Raw genomic sequence first — 19,848 nt, forward strand, 5'->3', positions numbered from 1 at the left:
CTAGTATTGCATGAGCCCTGCCCATCAGGGAAGTCCGAAATTAAAAATAAAAAGGCAGCGGGCCCCTTCGGCCCACTGCCGGTAACGCTTTTCCCAAGGGGAATCCGGGAGAGATCTGCGGCAGCATGAACACCCCCCTGGCGCCCGCATCGCCTCGGCACGCCTTCCTTACTGGGCCTTGAAGAAGTCGCTGATCCTGCCAAAGAGCGCCGACGGGCGGTACTGCTTTGGAATGGCGTAGGTGCCGGTTCGATTGACAGGAACCGTCATCTCCCCCACCGGGGTCTCCAGCTCGAGCCCGGCGGCGAGCTGGTACGGTATCCGGTCAGGGTCGGGCCTGCGCTTCAGGATCTCGATCAGTTCCTGGTAGCTGATCCTGATCGGGATGCGGAAGTCGGCCTCCCCTTGGGCGGGAAATTTCACCTCTTCGCGCGCCCCACCCTTGGCCAGCGGCAGCGCCATCACCCTGAGATCGTAGCTGAACCCTTGAAGCTTCAGGTCGAAGCTGTTGGGGTTCTTCACCTTTAGGTACAACTCCATGCCGGCGCCGGTGGGATCGAGCGAGACCACGCTCAGATCCTCGACGGTGACCATCGGGTGCGTGACGAAGCTGGTGCAGCCGGAGAGCGCGACGACAGCCATTAAGACGAACAGTATCTTTTTCAAGCGGGACTCCTCCTTGTTCAGCGGCGTTCGACACGCCCGCCAGGGAATAAAAACGGGCGGGCTCCCGAAAGAGCCCGCCCACTATAGCACAACCGAACTGCAAACCGCAAAAGGACTAGCTGTTGCTGGCTACTTGCTGCAGCATCCCTTTTTGCATCTCGTGCAGGATCTCCGCACGGAAACGCTTGCGGACTTTATCGTAGGCCCTGGCCGCGGGCCCCGTTCCGCAATAAAGCCTCTTGGCCCTTGCCATGTTTCCTTTCGCCATGTCGAGCTTCTCCTTGAGCTCTTTCACCGCAGCATCCGCGCACTTCTCGTCGTCCCACATCTCCTGCGGCGTGTATCCATGGCTTGCGGCCCTCTCCGGCATCAACTGCCAGACACCCAAGGCTCCCTTGTGTGAGACCGCTCTCGATGACAGCTTGTGGCCGCCTGTTTCCGCCAGGGCTATTTCAGCCAGATCCAGCGGTGTAAATAGGGTTCCCTCGGTCTTCTCGTAGCAGATTTCCGCGAGCCACTTGGCCCTGGCGGGTGTGGTCCTGCGTGAAAAAGCCGTATAAATTGCGGGAACCAGTTTCTTCCTTCCGTCCAGTACCGCCTCCTTGGGCAGCTCCGTCTGCGTGGCAGGGGTGGAAGCAGGTGAGTTTTCCATCGACTTCTCGCTCCCTTCCGCCCAGGCAAGCAGCGCCCGGTCCTGCTCCGAAACTCCCGGAGTGACCGGTACCTGCGCCTGTTGCAGGTGGGACTGGTCGCACGATGCCGTCAACATGAGCATCGCGACCAGCAATAAACATTTTCTTTTCATAGATCGCTTTTGAATGGCTTGTGCCGGCTTTAGTAGCTTTAAATAAATGTCGGTAGTGAAGCCTGCGCCAATCTCTCCTTTCATTATAATGCAAGTGGCTCGTCGCCAACCTGAGGGCTCTAGTGTAGCCAAAACCGACAACATTGCAAGAAGCACATTAATTTCTTGTAACCATGGTCGATAAAAAGGGAGGCCCGCGTTAGCGGCCCTCCCCCACTAAAACCTCAGGATTTCATATATTAAAGCTGTACCCCCATAACCTCGGCCACGGTATGGATGTCCTTATCGCCTCTGCCGGAAAGGCAGACCACGATGCTCTCATTGGACGATAGTGTCGGTGCCAGACGCAGTACGTGCGCCACTGCGTGCGACGATTCCAGCGCCGGAATGATACCCTCCTCCCGGGTCAGCACCTGGAACGCGTCCAGTGCCTCCTGGTCGGTAACGGAGACGTAGCTGGCGCGCCCGCTCTCCTTAAGGAAGGCGTGCTCGGGTCCCACGCCTGGATAGTCGAGCCCCGCCGAAATGGAGTGGGCGTGGGCGATCTGCCCGAAGCCGTCCTGCAACAGGTAGGTCTTGTTGCCGTGCAAGACACCGACCGTCCCGGCGCAAAGCGGTGCTGCGTGCTTGCCCGACTCGATGCCGTAGCCGGCCGCCTCGACCCCGACCATCTTCACGCTCGCGTCGTCGCTGAAGGCGTGGAAGAGGCCGATGGCGTTACTCCCCCCTCCGACCGCCGCCACCAGGTAGTCAGGGAGTTTTCCTTCCGCCTCCAGGTGCTGCGCCCTCGCCTCGTCGCCGATGATGGCCTGGAAGTCTCGCACCATCGCCGGGTACGGGTGAGGTCCCGCCACGGTGCCGATGATGTAGAAGGTGTCGGCGACGTAGGTGACCCAGTGGCGCATGGCCTCGTTCATGGCGTCCTTGAGGGTCGCCGTGCCGGAGGTGACCGGGGTCACTTTCGCCCCCAGGAGTTTCATCCTGAACACGTTGAGGGACTGGCGCCGGATGTCCTCCTCCCCCATGAACACTTCGCACTCCATGCCGAACAAAGCCGCCACCGTCGCGGTCGCCACGCCGTGCTGCCCGGCGCCCGTCTCGGCGATCACCCTTTTTTTCCCCATCTTCCTGGCGAGCAGCGCCTGGCCGATGGCGTTGTTCACCTTGTGGGCGCCTGTGTGGTTCAGGTCCTCGCGCTTCAGGTAGACCTTGGCGCCCCCAAGTTTCCGGGTCAGTTTCTCGGCGAAGTAGAGCGGGTTGGGGCGTCCGACGTACTGCCGCATGTAGTACGCGTACTCCTCCTTGAACCCCTTGTCGGTCCGGTAATGGTTGTACGCTTCCTCAAGTTCGAGGAGCGCCGGCATCAGGGTTTCGGAGACGTATCTGCCGCCGAAACGGCCGAAGTGTCCACTAGTGTCAGGCGTGCTCAAGTTGGCCTCCAGTAGGTGTTTGGAGGGGGCACTATAGACTATCTGTCGATAAATTGCAAGCTTACAGAATCCGCCCCTCTGTCAAGCCCCCGGGGTTACTGGCTTTTAGCCGTTTATCTTTGCCTTATTTTCCGCTTTGAGATACTTATATCCATTGCTTTTTCAGCTCTCATTGCGTCTCCGAATTGGGCAATATCTGCTATTGAGTTTGGCCCTTATTTCGTCTGCCGAGAAAGCGATGAATTGCACTGTCATAGAGGAGCGTGATGTCAGAGATGAAACCTTTTCACATAGTGCTCGTCGAGCCTGAGATACCGCCTAACACCGGCAACATCGCCAGGCTCTGCGGGGCAACCGGCACCGTTTTGCACCTGGTGGGAAAACTCGGCTTCTCGACCGACGACCGCTACCTGAAAAGGGCGGGGCTCGATTACTGGAGCGAAGTGGAGATTCACTACTGGCCCGACCTCCCGGCACTAAAGCAGGCCTATCCCGACGGAAGGTTCGTCTATACCAGCAAGAAGACGGATAAAAGCTACCTGGCCTTCACTTTCCTTTCCGGCGACTTCATCGTCTTCGGCAAGGAGACCAAAGGGCTTCCCGAGGAACTGATCGAGGCGAACGCGCAGACGTCGGTCCGCATCCCCATTCCCGGCAAGGTCCGCAGCCTAAACCTCTCCACCTCGGCCGGGATCGTTCTTTACGAGGCCTTGCGTCAGACCGGTGCGCTCGAAGGTGCATGAAAAGGAGTCCGCATGTTTGCAAACGGCAGCGAAGAAGGTTACCAGGAAGTGCTTGAAGGGATAAGGCGCAAGACGCTGGTCTACGGCGAAGAAACCCTGATGGTGGAGTTCCTGCTGAACGGGGGGGCGCGCCTTCCGCTGCACTCCCACCCGCATGAACAGACGGGCTACCTGGTGAAAGGGAGGATGAGGCTTACCATAGGCGGAAAGACGCGCGAGTTGCTGCCGGGCGACAGCTGGTGCGTCGCGAAGTGGGAGGAGCATGGCGCTGAGGTTGTCGAGGACTCGGTCGCGGTCGAGGTCTTCTCCCCGGTGCGGGAGGATTATCTCCCCTGACCGCTTTCTTTCAGATCATGTTGTAGGCGAACACGGCGAAGCTTAACCCGATCACCAGGAAGGAGATCAAGGCAAGGAGCCCGTCCCGGGCGATCAATGCCAGACCGAAAGCGGTAAGAGCCAGTCCTGCGGCATGGGCCGAAAAGGGCACAACTTCCATGATCGGCATCACCGCCCCGATGGCGACGCAGAGAAACGAAATGAGGTGGATCCTCCACCCCTTGACGAAGGCGGGAAGCCGCGGCCTGAGCCAGCGGTCGACAAATCGCGCCGGCGGCCGCAGCCAGTCGATCGCCTTGCAGATCTTTTGCTGTTCCAAAGAGCGCTTGAGCACCCAGCGCGGCAGCCAGAAATGGTCCTTGCCGAAGAGGAGCTGCCCCGCGATCAGCACCACCAATATCCCCATCGTCGTCGGGATACCCGGCATGCCGCTCAAAGGCGAGGTCATGATGACCCCTATCAGGAGCAGCAGGGGCCCGAAAGACCTTCCACCGACCGACTCCACGATACTCCCCAAGGTAACACGCCCCTCGTCATCGGAGGACTCCCCGATACGATTCAGCATCTCCTCCAAGGTATTGATCTCCTTGGTCATTAGTGGCCTCTAGGACATCTGCGTTTGCTTCGTATCGCCGCCGGCAGCACCACGGAAGGGTATATTAGAACCTATCCAAGTCAAGACTCATCGCTCCCCGGAACATCCCGCCCCGGGACAAAAAACGTTTACAGATCAAATAAATATAATATTAAAGCAGGCTTGACTGGCATGGCGCAGCCGTTATATTCAAGCATCACAAAAATCGTCTTAGGAGGAATCAGATGCCTACGAAAGAGAACCTTGCCGAGGCGTTCGCAGGGGAAAGCCAGGCCAACCGCAAATATCTGGCCTTTGCCAAAAAGGCGGAGGCCGACGGCCTGCCGCAGGTGGCAAAGCTGTTCCGCGCCGCGGCGCACGCCGAGACGGTGCACGCCCACGCCCACCTGCGCGCCATGGGGGGGATCAGGAGCACGGCCGACAACCTCAAGGAGGCCGTAGAGGGGGAAGGGTTCGAATTCCAGAAGATGTATCCCCCGTTCCTGGAGCAGGCGAAGGCGGAGGGGGACCGCTCCGCGGAAAACTCCTTCAAGTTCGCCCTGGCAGTGGAGGAGGTGCACCACGGCCTGTACCAGCAAGCGCTCGCCGCGGTCGAGGGGGGAAAGGATCTGGCCGACCGCCCCATCTACGTCTGCGAGGTGTGCGGCAACACCGTCTACGACGCCGCGCCGGAGAAATGCGAGGTCTGCCTGGTGCCGAAGGAGCGCTTCACGCTGATCGGCTAAAACTAGGGGACAGGCTACTTTTTCGTTGGAAAAAGTAGCCTGTCCCCTTTTCTGCCCCCTTTTCCTAGGGGTTCCTGATCGCCACTTTCCCCCCTGCAGCCCAGTCGTTGTGCCCCCCCTCGATCTCACGCAAGAGCGCGCCCGGCTTGCTGTCCGCCAGGGCCTTGGCGAACCTGGCCGGGATCACCTCGTCCTCGCGCATCCCGAAGATCTCCACCCTTCCCCCATACCCCCGCAGTGATTTGACGTTGTCCCAGTCGTCGGATAGAAGCAGGCGCACCGGCAGAAACGGGTAGTGGTAAGCGGCGACCCGGTGCAGCTGATCGAACGGCGCCACCAGCACGATCTTGTCCGGAGGCGGATCTTCGCCGGCAAGGACCGAGGCCGGCCCGCTCCCCAGCGACTCCCCCAGGACACAGACCGGCGTGCGCGGGAACCTCTCCCTGAGCAGACGGTAAGCCTGCCCGGCCGCGGCATCCAGACTGGCACGGGACGGTTCCCCCGGCCGCTGGCCGTAGCCTGGGTATTCGAGGATGAAGACGGAATCCTTGGGCGAAAAGGAAGGGAGGGCGTAGGCACGGTCGCTCGCCTGGCCGCCGTTTCCGTGCAGCATGAGCCAGACGTTTAGTGGCGCGGGGACCTCGCGGGCAAACCCGAGCAGCTCCTGGCGGTGACGCCACTCGGAGAGGCCGTTGTTGCCGCTTTCATGGGTGGGGAAAAAGAGCAGCCGCCGCTGCCAGGTAGCCGCGACGAGTATCAGGGCCAAAAGGGCGACCAGCAGCAACACCGCTATGCGTAGCATCCGTCTGTCAGGAGAGGGTGAAGTAGATGGTGGCCCCGGCATCGACCTCCCCCTGCGCCCAGACAGTTCCGCCATGACGCTCAACGATCCGCTTCACGGTGGCGAGGCCGATCCCGGTCCCCTCGAACTCCGAGCCGTGCAGGCGCTGGAAGGCCCCGAACAGCTTGTCCTGGTAGGCCATGTCGAACCCCACCCCGTTGTCGCGGACAAAGAACGCTTTTTGCTCCCCCCAGTTCGATTTGCCGACTTCGATACGGGCGCATCCCCTGTCCCGGGAATATTTCCAGGCGTTGTCGAGCAGGTTCTCCAAAAGCTGCCTCAAAAGCACCCGGTCCCCATGCGCCTGTAGGCCAGGCTCGATCACCAGCTCGGCCTGGCGCGCCGGGTCGCTCTCCAGCAGTTCGCGCCCGATGCCGCGGGCAAGCTCGCTCAGGCTGACAGGGACCTTATTCAATTCCAACCTGCCGATCCGGGAGAGCTCCAGCAAGTCGTCGATCAGGTCCCCCATGATCCGGCTGGAATTCCGGATGCGGTCCATGTACCTTTTCGCCTCCGCCGACAGTTCGGCGCCGAATTCCTCCTCGATGATCGCCGTGTAACAGTTTATGTGGCGCAGCGGACCGCGCAGGTCGTGGGACACCGAATAGCTGAAGCTCTCCTGCTCCCGCATGGCGGTCTCCAATCGTGCGGTCCGCTCGACCACGCGCAGCTCCAGTTCCTCGTTCAGCATCCTGAGTTCCTGCGCCATGCGGCGCCTGTCGGTGACGTCCCTGGAGATCCCGAAGACGCCTATCAGATTACCCTTGCCGTCCTGCAGCGGGCCCTTGATCGCCTCGAAGATCCTCTCTTCCCCTTCGGAGGTGAGGGTATGCAGCTCGAGGGTCTGGGGCTCGCGCGTATCCAGGACGAGCCGGTCCTTCGCCATCGCATTGCGCGCCACGTCAGGAACGAAAACGGTGAGATCGTCGTGTCCCAGGGCCGCGCCCGCGCTTACCCCGGTCATGACCTCGGCCGCACGGTTGAAGAGGAGGTACTGCCCCTGCAGGTTCTTCACGAAAACCGCGTCCGTGGTCCCATCGACCACCGCGTGCAGCAGCTCGCGATCTTGCAGCATCGAGCTCTCGACGCAGGCCCGGTCGTCCATGGTCTGGCGCAGCTCCTGGTTCAGCGCCAGAAGTCGCTGCTGCTCGCGGTCGTGCTGCTCCAAAAGCACCCACAACATCATGGAACAGCAAAACACGCTCATGACCAGCCCGACGGCCAGATCAGCAGTCCTTTCATATGCGGCTCCGTAGTAGGCGACGGAGCCCGGGAAAGCGATCTCCGCCGCCAAAAGGGCCAGCGCGTCGGCAACGGCAAGGACAAGGAGCAACCAGCGCGTCTTCCCCCGGTAAAAGATGGGGGCGTAGAGGAAGAGGCAGTAAAAGAAGTAGCCAGAGCTCCCGCTGGTGCCGCCGCTTGGGAACCAGACCAGGTTCAGCAGGAAAAGCAGCAGGAAGAAGAAGGTCTTAAGGTGATGCTTGCCGAGGCAGGCCCGGCGGAAAAGCCAGAGCGTGCCAAGGCCAAAGCAGATGACGGCGGCGTTTATCTCGGCGGGGCGGTGATGCAGGTAGTTGGTAGGGACGATGACCAGAAAGGAGGTGGCGGTCGCAAGCAGACAGAGCAGCCGGAAGAGGGGCATTTCCATGCCCGGGTCGTCCATCCTCCAGATACAGCTTTTGAGCCTAACAGCCAGAGAATCCATGGTGGTCGGTGCGGCCTCACTCGAGCGGAACAGGGTCGAGGAACTTCTGAAGGCGACACCTTAGCACATGAACGCTTCTTTACAAAGAAAATTTTTTAATGGGGCCAGCCTCAACAAAAAAGGGACACGCTAGCGCAGGGTGACCAGGTTCCGGCCGCCGGCCTTGCTCCGATACATCTGCGCGTCCGCCCTGCCGATGATGCTTTCGGCGTTATCCCCCGTCTCGGCTATGGTCCCGCCGATGGAGAGGGTGACGCCGACCCTTTGGCCGTCCTCCATCAGGAAGGAACCGGCGACCGCGCTTCTGATCCGTTCAGCTATGGAGGCGAGCGCAGGGAGCCTCGTGGCGGGAAGAATGGCCACGAACTCCTCCCCCCCCCAGCGCGCCACGGTATCCACTTTCCTGAACGTGTTGGATATGGTCTTGCCTAACATGCGCAACACCTCGTCGCCGGTCTTATGCCCGTAGCGGTCGTTGACGCTTTTGAAATGGTCGACATCCATGAAGAGCACGCCGAAGGGCCTGCGGTGCGTCTGCCAGTCGTGCAGCCTCGACTCCAGCGACATGTCCGCCAGCCTTCGGTTCCCCACCCCGGTAAGCGGATCGACCAGCACGTCCTGCTTCAGCTGCTCCAGCGCGGCGAGGATCTGCACCGAGTTGGAGTTGTCGGTGAATATTTCGACGGCGCCGACTATGGCCCCCTCTTCGTTTCTCACCGGAGAGGTGCGCACCTGCACCGGGAGGCGGTAGCCGTGCTTGTGGTGCACCAGCACGTTGGCCTCCCGTACCTTGCCGTCTGCAATGGTCGCCGCGAGGGGGCACTTCACCTCGCATTCGTAGCCGTCGACCTCGACACGGCGCAGGATGGAGTCGTGGCAGTTGGAGCCGAGCACTTCCTCAGCGCTGTACCCTGTTATCCTCTGGGCGGCACTGTTCCAAAAGGAGATGCGCCGGTCCAGATCGACGCAGTAAAGGCCGTCGAACAGGCTGTTCAGCAACTTGTCTGAAGACATCCCTAGCATAAGCCACGCTCCTTGAACAGGCGTTTACTCACAGCGCCTGGATATTGTCTGCTCCATGACAATAATTATCGGTGCTTATGCAAGTTACTTTAACGCTTTTATCTGTGAGAATGCTGCGGCGAGACTTTACTGCTTGTTATTGCTCGGGAGGAGATGGAGAAGAACCCGCCGGGGAGGATGCCGCTGACGGCGAAGATGCATCGCTTTGCTTAAACGACCGGCTGCGCCGCCCGTCCACCTTCAGATGCACGTACCAATAGGCAAAGGCCACGAAGAGCACGCCGCCCAGGATGTTTCCCAAGGTAACCGGGAGCAGGTTGTCGCGGAAACAGGCGGTCCAGGTGAGCCCCGGCACCTCACGCCCCTGGGCTCTCGCCAGGAGCACACCGGTCGGTATGAAGTACATGTTGGCGATGGAGTGTTCGAAGCCGCTGGCCACAAAGGCCATGATGGGGAGGTAGCAGGCCAAAAGCTTCCCGGTGACGTCCCGGGCCGCGGTGGCCATGAAGACGGCGAGGCAGACCAGCCAGTTGCAGAGCATCCCCCGCACCAGGGCCACGGAGAAAGGGAGCTGGCACTTGGCAGCGGCGATCCGGATGGCATGATCGGCCACCCCGGGGGCGGCCCAGAGCTGCGAGGCGAACATCATTGCGGCGAAAAAGAGCGATCCCGCCAGGTTCCCGAGGATCACGATGCCCCAGTTCTCCAGCAGGTGCGCCCAGGTGATCTCCCCGTGAAGGGCCGAGCTCGCCAGCATGCTGTTCCCCGTGAAGAGCTCCGCGCCGCAGATCACCACCAGCATGAGCCCGAGGGAGAAAACGCTGCCGCCGAGAAAGGCAGCCACCCCCTTGCCGGCCGTCTGCGCCGCGTCGTGGGTCACCACGGTGGCGAGTTCGGCGCCGAATCCGATGTAGAACCCGGCCAGAAGGCTCAGCACGAAGGTGCGCAGCCGCGACTGGGTCAGCACCCTTTTGCCGTTCTCAACGATCGCCTTTACGGTCTCTGCTGGGGTCAGGTACTGCTTTTCCATTGAGGCTCCCGGCGGGTCAGCGCCCCCTTCGGTTCATCATCTTGCGGACGATGAAGAGTTGTGCCGCGACATCGACGGCGAGGACGGCTGTGGTGAAGTAGAGAAGCCACCATCTCTGTCCGAAGAAGGCCAGGCAGTCGAAGAACATATAAAGTGCGACCACCCAGGCCAGAAGCCTGCGCACGCCGCGCACCGCCTCCTCGCCGGCCTGCTCTCCCCCGCCGGCCAAAAGGGTGATCGAGGGAGCGGCATGGTAGCCGACGGTGGCGTCTAAGAAAATGAGGAAGATGTTGGCGACGAAGATGTAGGTGAAGATCATCCTTCAGGCTCCTGTTGCTCCAGTGCGGAATCTAAAGGAAATGGCCGCGGGAATCAAGGAGAATGGTCGTCCCCCCTTCCCGATACGACAGCGGGCGGAAGGTTTCCCTCCCGCCCGCTGCCAAACGCGTCGTAACCATGCGGCTAGAACTTAACCGGGTTTGCCTTTTCCTGCCTGATTATCGCCTGCCCTTCCGCGGAGCGGACGAACTGGATGAACCTCAGGTCCGCCGGGGAGGGGTTCTTGTTGAGCACGAACTGGTAGTGGTGCTGGATCGGGCCGGTGATGGAGGAGGTGATGTCCTTGCCGTCCAGCTTCAGCGCGACGAATTTACCGCGGCGTCGGCATAGTTCACGGCGTCGACCATGCCGATGGCGTCAGGGGTGCCGGCGAGGGAGGTCATCATGTCCTTGGCGCGGAACTTCGACTGCACCGTCGCGGGCTCCTCGACCTTGGCGAAGCCGGGAACCTGCTGGCGCATCACGATCTTGGTCGAATCCTTCTCCGGCCGGGTCAGGACCACGATCTTGGCGTCCTTGCCGCCGACCTGCTTCCAGTTGGTGGTCTTGCCTGAATAAATGTCGCAGATCTCGTGGCTGGTGAGGTTGCGCACGGGGACGGAGGGGTGCACTGCGAAAAAGGCCGCCACCGTAGCGATTTCATACGGCTTCACCTGAAGCCTTCTCTCTTCCTCCCCCAGCCTGCGCGCCGAGGTGGCGATGTCGATGTACCCCTCGCTCACTGCCTCGACGCCATTTTTCTGCCCCAGCGATTTCGGGTTCACTTCCACCGCGTCGCCCGGGTGCTTCTTCATGTATCCCTTTCCCAGTGCGGTCGCCAGCGGGAGCATCTGGCCGGAACCTGCGATCTTGATGGTATCCGCGTTGGCGTTGAGGAAGGAGCAAAGGACGACGGCTACGGCCAGCAAGATACGTTTCATGGATGCTTTTTCTCCTTTCGATGCGGCCTTCCGGGAGTTCCCCGGAGGTAGTGGAATCTGACGCGCCTTAAAAAGAAAAAGGGGCGAGAGGTTACCCTCCCGCCCCTGCTTTTATTTATCGGCGATTATGCCCGATTACTTAAACAGCGCCTTCTGGTACTCGCGGTTCAACCTGGCGATGAACTTGACGTTGATCCCTTTCGGGCAGGCTGCCTGGCACTCGTAGTGGTTCGAGCAGTTGCCGAAACCTGCGGCCTGCATCGCGTCGGTCATGGCGCAGACGCGCTCGGCGGCTTCCGCTTTGCCCTGCGGCAGGGCGGCCAACTGCGCCACCTTGGCGGAGGTGTAGAGCATAGCCGAGCCGTTCGGGCAGGCAGCGACGCAGGCGCCGCAACCGATGCACTCGGCCGCGTCCATGGCGTAGTCGGCGTCCGGTTTCGGTACGAGAAGGGCGTTGCCGTCGGCGACGCCGCCGGTGTGGCAGGAGGTGTAGCCGCCTGCCTGCATGATCTTCTCGAGGGCGTCCCTGTCCACGATCAGGTCCTTGAGGATCGGGAAGGCAAGGGCACGCCACGGCTCGATGTAGATGGTGTCGCCGTCGTTGAAGCGCCTCATGTGCAGCTGGCAGACGGTGGTGCGCTCCTGCCCGCCGTGCGGCACGCCGTTGATGACCTGCGAGCACATGCCGCAGATCCCCTCGCGGCAGTCGTGGTCGAACACGATCGGATCTTTTCCTTCCTTGATGAGGTGCTCGTTCACCTCGTCGAGCATCTCCAGGAAGGACTGGTCGGGACTTACGTTCTTGGCCTCGTACTGCTCGAGCTTGCCCGGCTCTTTGGGGCCGCTTTGGCGCCATACGTGTAGTGTGAGGTTCATTATTTATAACTCCTTACCGCCAGATGTACGTTCTCGAACGCCAACGGCTCCTTGTGCAGTTCGGGCTCCTTGTCGACACCTTTGAACTCCCAGGCCCCGACGTAGCAGTAGTTCTCGTCGTCGCGCTTCGCCTCGCCGTCGGGCATCTGGTGCTCGACGCGGAAGTGGCCGCCGCAGGACTCGTTCCTGTGGAGAGCGTCCTTCGCCATCAGTTCGCCGAACTCGAGGAAGTCCGCCACGCGGCCGGCGTTCTCCAGCTGCTGGTTCAGTTCCTCGCCCTTGCCGGTGACCTTGACGTTCTTCCAGAACTCCTCGCGCAGGACCGGGATCTTCTTGATGGCGTCCTTGAGGGTCTCCTCGCTTCTCGCCATGCCGACGTTTTCCCACATGATCTTGCCCAGTTCGCGGTGGAACTCGGAAACGGTCTTCTTGCCGTTCACGTTGAGCAGGCGGTTGTTGTAGCTCTTCACGTCCTCGATCGACTTCTTGCACTCCGGGTGATCCGCCTTGACGGCGCCCGGCTTGGTCTTGGCGAGGTAGTTGGCGATGGTGTAGGGGATGACGAAGTAACCGTCGGCCAGGCCCTGCATCAGCGCCGAGGCGCCCAGGCGGTTAGCGCCGTGGACCGAGAAGTTCGCCTCGCCCAAAACGAACAGGCCGGGGACGTTGCTCTCGCAGTTGTAGTCGACCCAGAGGCCGCCCATGGAGTAGTGCGGTGCCGGGTACATGCGCATCGGCTGCTTGTACGCGTTCTCGTCGGTGATCTTCTCGTACATCTCGAAGAGGTTGCCGTAGCGCTCGCGGATGGTGTCCTCGCCGACGCGCTGGATCGCAGCGGAGAAGTCCAGGTTCACGCCGCGGCCGCCGGGGCCGACGCCGCGCCCGTCGTCGCACTGCTCTTTCGCGGCGCGCGAGGCGATGTCGCGGGGAGCGAGGTTGCCGAAGGAGGGGTACTTCCTCTCCAGGTAGTAGTCGCGCTCGTCTTCCGGGATCTCGTTGGGGTGACGGTTGTCCCCCTTCTTCTTGGGAGCCCAGCAGCGGCCGTCGTTTCTGAGCGACTCGGACATGAGGGTCAGCTTGGACTGGTGGTCGCCGGACTGCGGGATGCAGGTCGGGTGGATCTGCGTGTAGCAGGGGTTGGCGAAGAAGGCGCCTTTTTTGTGAGCGCGCCAGTTGGCGGTGACGGAGCACCCCATCGCGTTGGTGGAGAGGTAGAACACGTTCACGTAGCCGCCGGTGGCGAGGACGACCGCGTCACCCACGTGGGTGCGGATCTCGCCGGTGATCAGGTCGCGTACGGTGATCCCTTTGGCTTCGCCGTCGACGACGACAAGATCCAGCATCTCGGTGCGGGCGAAGAGCTTCACGGTCCCAGCCTTCACCTGGCGGGAAAGTGCCGAGTAGGCGCCCAGAAGGAGCTGCTGGCCCGTTTGGCCGCGGGCGTAGAAGGTACGGGAAACCTGCGCGCCGCCGAAGGAGCGGTTATCCAGGTAGCCGGCGTAGTCGCGGGCGAAGGGGACACCCTGGGCCACGCACTGGTCGATGATGTTGTTGGACACCTGGGCCAGACGCCACACGTCCGCCTCGCGGGCGCGGAAGTCGCCGCCTTTGATGGTGTCGTAGAACAGGCGGTAGATGCTGTCGCCGTCGTTCGGGTAGTTTTTCGCGGCGTTGATGCCGCCCTGCGCTGCGATGGAGTGGGCGCGACGTGCGCTGTCCTGGTAGCAGAAGGCTTCGACGTTGTAGCCGAGCTCGCCCAAGGAAGCTGCGGCTGCGCCGCCGGCCAGGCCGGTGCCGACAACGAGGATCTTGTACTTACGCTTGTTTGCGGGGTTGACCAGCTTCAGGTCGAAGCGGTGCCGGTCCCACGAGGTCTGAATCGGTCCTTTCGGACATTTTCCGTCGAGTATCACTTGAACCCCCTAAAGTTTCAATAAGCCAGCTAAGATGACGGCAGGAATCGAGATGTATGCGAGCATGAGAATGGTCGAGATTACTTTCCCACCGGTAGCGAAGACGGGAATGGTTTTCTCGTTGTTCCACCCCATGGTCTGCAGGAAGCTCGGGATGCCGTGGGAGAGATGGAGGAACAACATCACCATGGCGGCCAGGTATACCAGCGAGATCAGCGCGTTGCCGAAGCTGGTGACCACCATCTTGAAGACGTCGGGGCGGTTGAGGGAGTCAAGCCCGATCACGATGTCGGGGGTCCCTTTGATGGTGAACTGGATCAGGTGATACACGATGAAGGTGGCCAGAAGCAGGCCGGTCCAGATCATGTTCTCGGAAGCGAAGCTCTTTTTGAGGTTCTTTTTCACTGCGTAGGCGCCGGGGTTGGCGGCCTTGTTCTCCAGTGTGAGCATGACGCCGTAGCAGATGTGGACTGCGACGGCGGCAAGCATGAAGAGGCGGAAGCCCCAGACCAAAGGCGGCAGGCTATGCAGGTGTTCCGCATAGGCGTTGATGCCGTTGGGTCCGAAGAATATGGTGGAGTTTCCGATCAGGTGGATGAGCACGAAGATGATCAGGAGCTGACCCGTGATGGACATCAGGATCTTTCTTCCCACAGAGCTAGTTAAGATTCGCATGTTTTTTGTCCCTTTTGCGTTTTTTTCGATGATCGATGGTTTGAGTGCTTGCGTACGCCGGAGGGGCTACAAGTCCCGGGAACCCAATCGGGGATGGACTCGCGGTTTCCGCTGGAAAGTTAAGGGGGACCACGCCACGTGCTAAGTGTCTGCATTTGATCTCTCCTTTATTAATCGTGGTTTATCTGCAAGCGGATGCGAGATAGAACTTATAAATGGGAGGATGCTTCGAGGCGCATATTAAATGCCGTTATATCAAAATGCAACTGTTTTTTGTATACAGCATACAATTAATATATCGGCAACCTTAGCCCCCTCCCAATCGAAGTAACCATGTTTTGAAATTCCGCTTACGCCCCCTTGCTGTTGCTTTTTCCCACCCGCTCTGCTAATTAGGATAGTTACCGCAAGGAAAAATTCAGAAAATAGAACGGAAGGTCGATGATTTTCAAACTGCTTAAGAAAGATCCCAAGTCGGGAGCGCGCCGCGGCGTGGTGACCACCGCCCACGGAGAGATCCAGACCCCGATTTTCATGCCTGTTGCGACCCACGCCGCCATGAAGGCCATGACCCCCGCGCAGGTGCACGACACCGGCGCGCAGATCATCCTCTCCAACACCTACCATCTGCACCTGCACCCCGGCGAGGCCCTGGTGCAAAAAGCGGGCGGGCTGCACCAGTTCATGGGGTGGGACGGCCCCATCCTCACCGATTCCGGCGGGTTCCAGGTCTTCTCGCTCCCCAAGAAGCGGATCACCGAGGAAGGGGTGTTCTTCCGCCACGAGGACACCGGCGAAGAGGTCTTCCTCGACCCGGCCAAGGCGGTCGCCATCCAGGAGGCCTTGGGCGCCGACATCATCATGAACTTCGACGAGTGCATCCCCTACCCCTGCGAGAAATCCTACGCCGAGCGCTCCACCGAGAAGACCATCCGCTGGGCCAAGCAGTGCCGGGAGGCGCACAAGAGGGAGAAGCAGTATCTTTTCGGCATCGTGCAGGGGAGCGTGTTCGAGGACCTGAGGAAGCGCTGCGCCAAGGAGCTGGTGAAGATGGACTTCCCCGGCTACGCCATCGGCGGCGTTTCGGTAGGCGAGGGGCTTGAGCTTTTGAAGCAGGTGGTGGGGTACACCGCGCCGCACCTCCCCGAGGACAAGCCGCGCTACCTGATGGGGGTCGGCCTTCCCGAAGACATACTGGAGAGCGTCGAGCGCGGCATCGACATGTTCGACTGCGTGATACCGACCCGCTACGCCAGGAGCGCCACGCTCTTCACCAACCGCGGCCGTATCCGGCTCACCAACAAGAACTACCGGCGCGACTTCTACCCTATCGAGCCCAACTGCACCTGCTACACCTGCCGGAACTTCACCCGCGCCTACCTGCACCACCTCTTCACGGCGAACGAGGTGCTCTCGGCGATACTGGCGAGCATCCACAACGTGCATTTCTACCTGAACATGATGGCCGAGATCCGCAGCTCCATCGAGGAGGGGCGCTTCAAGGAGTACAAGGAAACGTTCCTGGCATCCTATCTCAAGGGGAAATAGCCGTTATGAACCGAAACCTGCACCTGATACAGTTCCTGCTTCTGGCCCTTCTTGCCTCCTCCTGCTCCAAGGGGGAACAACAACCCCCTGAGGGGAGAAAGAGCATCCCTTTTCCTGAGGAGTTGACCGGGGAGCCGCTTTTCAACGAGCGCTGCCTGACCTGCCACAAGGTCGGCGAAAAGGGGGGAACTGTGGGGCCGGACCTCTCCCTTGTGGGCGCCAAGCGCGACGCCCGTTTCCTTAAGCAGGTGATACGGGAGCCGTCGAAGGTTTTTCCCGGCACCGTCATGCCCGCGTTCGACAGCTTCTCGGAAAAGCAGGTCGATTCGCTGGCCGACTACCTGAGTACGCTAAAATAACAGCCCCGACACAAGCGGGCTACGTCTGAAAAAAGGGGGACATGCACTTTTTGAAAGCAAAAAGTAGCCTGTCCCCTTAACTGCATTGGAGACTCGATACATGGAAAAAGCCAACCAGCAAAACCGCTTCGAACGCCTCATGGAGATCATGCGCAAGCTGCGCGCCCCCGGGGGCTGCCCCTGGGACGCGGAACAAAGCCACGAGTCCCTCAAGCGCTACCTTCTCGAAGAGGCGTACGAGGTCATCGAGGCCATCGATGCCAAGAACAGCGCCCTGCTCAAGGAGGAGTTGGGCGACCTCCTTTTGCAGCCGGTCTTCCATGCCGCCATTGCCGAGGAAAACGGCGACTTCACCATGGACGAGGTACTGGACGCCATCAACGAGAAGCTGGTGCGCCGCCACCCGCACGTGTTCGGGGACCAGGTGATCGAGAGCAGCGAGGCCCAGGTAGAGAACTGGGAGAAGATCAAGAGCCAGGAAAAGGGCGTGGAGAGAAAATCGGCGCTCTCCGGCATCCCCCCCCACCTGCCCGCCCTGATGCAGGCGCACAAGATCACCGAGAAGGCGGCACGGGTCGGCTTCGACTGGGAGCACACGGACCAGGTTTTCGCCAAGGTGATGGAGGAGTTGCACGAATTCGAGGAGGCGATGGTAGCCGGCGACCAGAAGGAGATGGAGGCGGAACTGGGCGACCTGCTCTTCGCCATCGTCAACCTGGGGCGCTTTCTCTCCATCGATCCGGAGGACGCACTCAGAAAGACGATCCAGCGCTTCACCAAGCGCTTCAGCCACGTCGAGGAGACGCTGCATGCCCGGGGCAAGACACTGCCGAATTCGACTCTCGAAGAGATGGACCAGCTCTGGGAAGAAGCGAAGAAACTGGAAAAACGTTAATCTAATTGATATTTTTTCGATACCACATGCTTATCCACATTTTTTGTGGATAAGCTGTGGAAAACGATGTTGACAAATAAATAAACCCACGCGTTTTAAGCACTTTCCGCGTTCTGCATAAATATTGGCCATGGCCATATACATTGTAAAATCAATAACTTAGACGCTCACATTAAATACCACGCGTTTACGCTCTAACTAGATGAGCCGAACCTAATTAGTCAAGCGCCCCCGTGGAAATCCTGTGCAAAACCCCCGCTGCAACGCCCCTGCAACACCCCTTTGTCGCTCAAAACCGCACCTTCCATCGCAAGGAGTTCGCGCTTGGATGCGACGCCCCCCGGAGCGGTAAATCCGGTCATCACACCGGATGCTCCCACCACCCGATGGCAGGGTATCAGGATCGGGAGCGCGTTCCTCGCCATGGCGCCTCCGACGGCCCGCGCCCCCTTAGGCGAACCGCAGGCGGCCGCAACTTCCAGATAGCTCAAGACCTTGCCGTAGGGGATCTTCGCGACGAACCGGTACACCGCCTCCTGGAACGGGGTGAACCCCTCGAGTTCCAGGGGGAAGTCGAAAGAGACTTTTTCCCCAGCGAAATAACGTGCCATTAGCGCCGCTGCGTCGCGGGTCAGGGCGCTCTCTTTAGTCGCCTCGGGATGCAGTGCGTCGGCAAGCTCAAGGGCGTCGCCGGCGCAGGCGGAACCGAAGGGGAGATGATGGGCCACGAGCCCGTTTTCGTTCGCCGCCAGCACCCCGAAGCCGCAGGGGGCCTGGTAGATGGAGCGGGCGATTGCCGTTACATGGTTCTTTTTCATTTTCTAAGTACCTTTTTTCTGAACAGTCCCACGATATCGGTCGCCTCCTCGCAACGCAAAAGGTGCGCGGTCACGAGGAAGACAGCCATCCCGGCCGCGACTGCGGCCCCGAGCACCCCTCCTTTCAAAAGCCGCCCTCCCATCGGCGACCAGTCTATCAGGTGGATTATCCAGTAGGCGACCACACCCATCGGGATGGAGGCGATCACCCCCTTCACCCCCGCGGCGAAAATCGCCCGCCCACCGAAGGGACCTATCTTCTTCCTCAAGAACCAGAGCAATAGAAGCATGTTCCCCAGCGCGGAAAGGGAGGAGGCGAGCGCAAGCCCCCCGTGCTTCAGCGGCCCCATGAGCGCCAAGCTGAAGAGAAGGTTGAGCAGGAAGGCGCAGAAGGCGGTCATAACCGGCGTCTTCGTGTCCTTCAAGGCATAGAAGGCGGGAACCAGCACCCGCACCAGCGCCACGAAGGTAAGGCCCAAGGAGTAGTACAAGAGCGCGACGCCGCAGTTCACCGCCTTGGCGTAGTCGAAGGCCCCCCCCATGAAGAGCAGCGAGAATATGGGGGTCGCGCAGATCATCAGCCCGACCATGGCAGGAACGGTGATGAAGAGGGTGAGCCGGACCCCGTAGGAGAGCGACTCCTTGAGCGCGTCCAGATCCCCCGCCGCGGCCTGCCTGCTCATGGACGGGAGCACGGCCTGCGCCACGGAGACGGTGAAGATCCCCTGGGGGAACTCGAAGAGACGCTGCGCGAAGTAGAGATAAGAAACGCTCCCCTCGGGAAGGAGCGACGCCAGTATGGAGCCGACCGCCAAGTTGAGGTAATAGACCCCGACGCCGAAGACGGAGGGGCCCATGAGGAGCGTGATCCTCTTCAGAGCCGGGTGGGACAGGTTGAAATTGGGGCGGATGGGGAAACCCATTCGGTAGAGCACCGGAAGTTGCAGCACCAGTTGCAGCACGCCGCCGATCAGAACGCCTACGGCGAGCGCCACGATGGGGACCTGGAACCGGTTATGCAGCAATACCGCCGACAGGATCATGGCGATGTTCAGGAACACGGTCGATATGGCCGGGGTGAAGAAGTGGCGCAGCGTGTTCAGTATCCCCATGCAGAGGGCGACTATGCTCACGAAGAAGATGTAGGGGAACATGAGCCGGTTCAGCAGGATGGTCATCGACAGCTTTTCGGGGTTGGAGGCGAAGCCCGGGAACATCAGCTTAACGAGCTGCGGGGAGAAGATGATTCCCGCGACGGTTATGGCGGCCATCACCATGGTGAGCGCGGTGAAGCAGACGTTGGCCAGGGCGCGCGTCTCTTCCTCCCCTTTGGTCGCGTGCCACTCGGAGAAGGTAGGCACGAACGCCGAGGTGAGCGCCCCCTCCGCGAAGAAGCGGCGCAGCATGTTGGGGATCTGGAACGCGGCGACAAAGGCGTCCGTGTACATCCCCGCGCCGAAGAGGCGGGATACCACCATGTCGCGGACCATCCCCATGATGCGGGAAAGCATGGTTGCGGCGCCCAGGACGCCGGCGGCGCGGGCTATGTTCTTCTTTTCCGACAAAAAAACCTCCAAAAATCACTCACGCCAAGCCGCAAAGACGC

Annotated in this window: 21 protein-coding genes; 6 read left to right on the forward strand and 15 right to left on the reverse strand. The window is 60.7% G+C overall.

Features of this window, described 5'->3' with window-relative positions:
• Positions 1 to 168: 168 nt before the first annotated feature.
• From K419_RS0106050 to trpB, 3 genes are all read right to left on the reverse strand, one after another.
• Complete coding sequence (locus K419_RS0106050; RefSeq protein ID WP_026840794.1) at positions 169 to 666, reverse strand: LEA type 2 family protein; 498 nt, start codon at positions 664 to 666, stop codon at positions 169 to 171.
• Between the two features lie 115 nt (positions 667 to 781).
• Positions 782 to 1,471, reverse strand: coding sequence for a transglycosylase SLT domain-containing protein (locus K419_RS0106055; RefSeq protein WP_026840795.1), 690 nt, complete (start codon positions 1,469 to 1,471; stop codon positions 782 to 784).
• A 239-nt stretch (positions 1,472 to 1,710) separates the two neighbouring features.
• Entirely contained in the window at positions 1,711 to 2,901 is a 1,191-nt protein-coding gene (gene trpB, locus K419_RS0106060) for a tryptophan synthase subunit beta (protein ID WP_026840796.1), read from the reverse strand.
• A gap of 266 nt (positions 2,902 to 3,167) precedes the next feature.
• On the opposite strand from trpB, the gene K419_RS0106065 reads away from it, so the two are divergent.
• Positions 3,168 to 3,644, forward strand: a complete 477-nt coding sequence (locus K419_RS0106065; RefSeq protein ID WP_026840797.1) for a tRNA (cytidine(34)-2'-O)-methyltransferase — start codon at positions 3,168 to 3,170, stop codon at positions 3,642 to 3,644.
• 12 nt (positions 3,645 to 3,656) lie between these two features.
• A complete protein-coding gene (locus tag K419_RS0106070) occupies positions 3,657 to 3,980 on the forward strand; it encodes a cupin domain-containing protein (RefSeq protein ID WP_026840798.1) in 324 nt (107 codons plus the stop codon).
• 10 nt (positions 3,981 to 3,990) lie between these two features.
• Here K419_RS0106070 and K419_RS0106075 read toward each other — a convergent pair whose 3' ends face one another.
• Positions 3,991 to 4,575: an exopolysaccharide biosynthesis protein gene (locus K419_RS0106075; protein ID WP_026840799.1), complete on the reverse strand. Its 585-nt coding sequence runs from the start codon at positions 4,573 to 4,575 to the stop codon at positions 3,991 to 3,993.
• Between the two features lie 224 nt (positions 4,576 to 4,799).
• Between K419_RS0106075 and K419_RS0106080 the strand changes: the two genes are divergently transcribed.
• Positions 4,800 to 5,300 (forward strand): rubrerythrin family protein, encoded by a 501-nt coding sequence (locus tag K419_RS0106080; RefSeq protein WP_026840800.1) that lies wholly within the window; start codon positions 4,800 to 4,802, stop codon positions 5,298 to 5,300.
• 64 nt (positions 5,301 to 5,364) lie between these two features.
• On the opposite strand, the gene K419_RS0106085 is transcribed toward K419_RS0106080, so the two are convergent.
• From K419_RS0106085 to K419_RS0106130, 9 genes are all read right to left on the reverse strand, one after another.
• Entirely contained in the window at positions 5,365 to 6,102 is a 738-nt protein-coding gene (locus tag K419_RS0106085) for an alpha/beta hydrolase (RefSeq protein ID WP_026840801.1), read from the reverse strand.
• Positions 6,103 to 6,109: 7 nt separating this feature from the next.
• Positions 6,110 to 7,789 (reverse strand): sensor histidine kinase, encoded by a 1,680-nt coding sequence (locus tag K419_RS0106090; RefSeq protein WP_026840802.1) that lies wholly within the window; start codon positions 7,787 to 7,789, stop codon positions 6,110 to 6,112.
• Positions 7,790 to 7,975: 186 nt separating this feature from the next.
• Positions 7,976 to 8,869 (reverse strand): sensor domain-containing diguanylate cyclase, encoded by an 894-nt coding sequence (locus tag K419_RS0106100; RefSeq protein WP_026840803.1) that lies wholly within the window; start codon positions 8,867 to 8,869, stop codon positions 7,976 to 7,978.
• Between the two features lie 136 nt (positions 8,870 to 9,005).
• The gene (locus K419_RS21670; protein ID WP_051292893.1) at positions 9,006 to 9,899 is read right to left on the reverse strand and encodes a formate/nitrite transporter family protein; all 894 of its coding nucleotides are present in this window, start codon (positions 9,897 to 9,899) and stop codon (positions 9,006 to 9,008) included.
• 16 nt (positions 9,900 to 9,915) lie between these two features.
• Positions 9,916 to 10,218, reverse strand: coding sequence for a hypothetical protein (locus K419_RS0106110; protein WP_026840804.1), 303 nt, complete (start codon positions 10,216 to 10,218; stop codon positions 9,916 to 9,918).
• A gap of 316 nt (positions 10,219 to 10,534) precedes the next feature.
• A complete protein-coding gene (locus K419_RS21675) occupies positions 10,535 to 11,158 on the reverse strand; it encodes a substrate-binding domain-containing protein (protein ID WP_226377636.1) in 624 nt (207 codons plus the stop codon).
• Positions 11,159 to 11,293: 135 nt separating this feature from the next.
• Positions 11,294 to 12,034, reverse strand: a complete 741-nt coding sequence (locus K419_RS0106120; RefSeq protein WP_026840805.1) for a succinate dehydrogenase/fumarate reductase iron-sulfur subunit — start codon at positions 12,032 to 12,034, stop codon at positions 11,294 to 11,296.
• Positions 12,034 to 13,947 carry a fumarate reductase/succinate dehydrogenase flavoprotein subunit gene (locus tag K419_RS0106125; protein ID WP_026840806.1) on the reverse strand — a complete coding sequence of 638 codons (1,914 nt, stop codon included), beginning with the start codon at positions 13,945 to 13,947 and terminating at the stop codon, positions 12,034 to 12,036. The genes K419_RS0106120 and K419_RS0106125 overlap by 1 nt, the downstream gene beginning before the upstream one ends.
• A 9-nt stretch (positions 13,948 to 13,956) precedes the next feature.
• A complete protein-coding gene (locus K419_RS0106130; protein WP_026840807.1) occupies positions 13,957 to 14,622 on the reverse strand; it encodes a succinate dehydrogenase cytochrome b subunit in 666 nt (221 codons plus the stop codon).
• A 441-nt stretch (positions 14,623 to 15,063) separates the two neighbouring features.
• On the opposite strand from K419_RS0106130, the gene tgt reads away from it, so the two are divergent.
• The 3 genes from tgt to mazG all read left to right on the forward strand — a co-directional run bounded on the left by tgt (position 15,064) and on the right by mazG (position 17,424).
• On the forward strand, positions 15,064 to 16,170 hold the full coding sequence (gene tgt, locus K419_RS0106135; RefSeq protein ID WP_026840808.1) for a tRNA guanosine(34) transglycosylase Tgt: 1,107 nt from the start codon (positions 15,064 to 15,066) through the stop codon (positions 16,168 to 16,170).
• 5 nt (positions 16,171 to 16,175) lie between these two features.
• Positions 16,176 to 16,529 (forward strand): c-type cytochrome, encoded by a 354-nt coding sequence (locus K419_RS0106140; RefSeq protein WP_026840809.1) that lies wholly within the window; start codon positions 16,176 to 16,178, stop codon positions 16,527 to 16,529.
• A gap of 100 nt (positions 16,530 to 16,629) precedes the next feature.
• Positions 16,630 to 17,424 (forward strand): nucleoside triphosphate pyrophosphohydrolase, encoded by a 795-nt coding sequence (gene mazG, locus K419_RS0106145; RefSeq protein ID WP_026840810.1) that lies wholly within the window; start codon positions 16,630 to 16,632, stop codon positions 17,422 to 17,424.
• 221 nt (positions 17,425 to 17,645) lie between these two features.
• On the opposite strand, the gene K419_RS0106150 is transcribed toward mazG, so the two are convergent.
• Together K419_RS0106150 and murJ are read right to left on the reverse strand one after the other, a co-directional pair.
• Positions 17,646 to 18,242, reverse strand: a complete 597-nt coding sequence (locus tag K419_RS0106150; RefSeq protein ID WP_026840811.1) for a methylated-DNA--[protein]-cysteine S-methyltransferase — start codon at positions 18,240 to 18,242, stop codon at positions 17,646 to 17,648.
• Positions 18,239 to 19,807, reverse strand: coding sequence for a murein biosynthesis integral membrane protein MurJ (murJ, locus tag K419_RS0106155; protein ID WP_026840812.1), 1,569 nt, complete (start codon positions 19,805 to 19,807; stop codon positions 18,239 to 18,241). Before murJ ends, K419_RS0106150 begins: the two co-directional genes overlap by 4 nt.
• Positions 19,808 to 19,848 lie beyond the last annotated feature (41 nt).

The sequence above is a fragment of the Citrifermentans bremense R1 genome, from assembly GCF_000426865.1.
In the GTDB taxonomy this organism is placed as follows: Bacteria; Desulfobacterota; Desulfuromonadia; order Geobacterales; family Geobacteraceae; genus Geomonas; species Geomonas bremensis.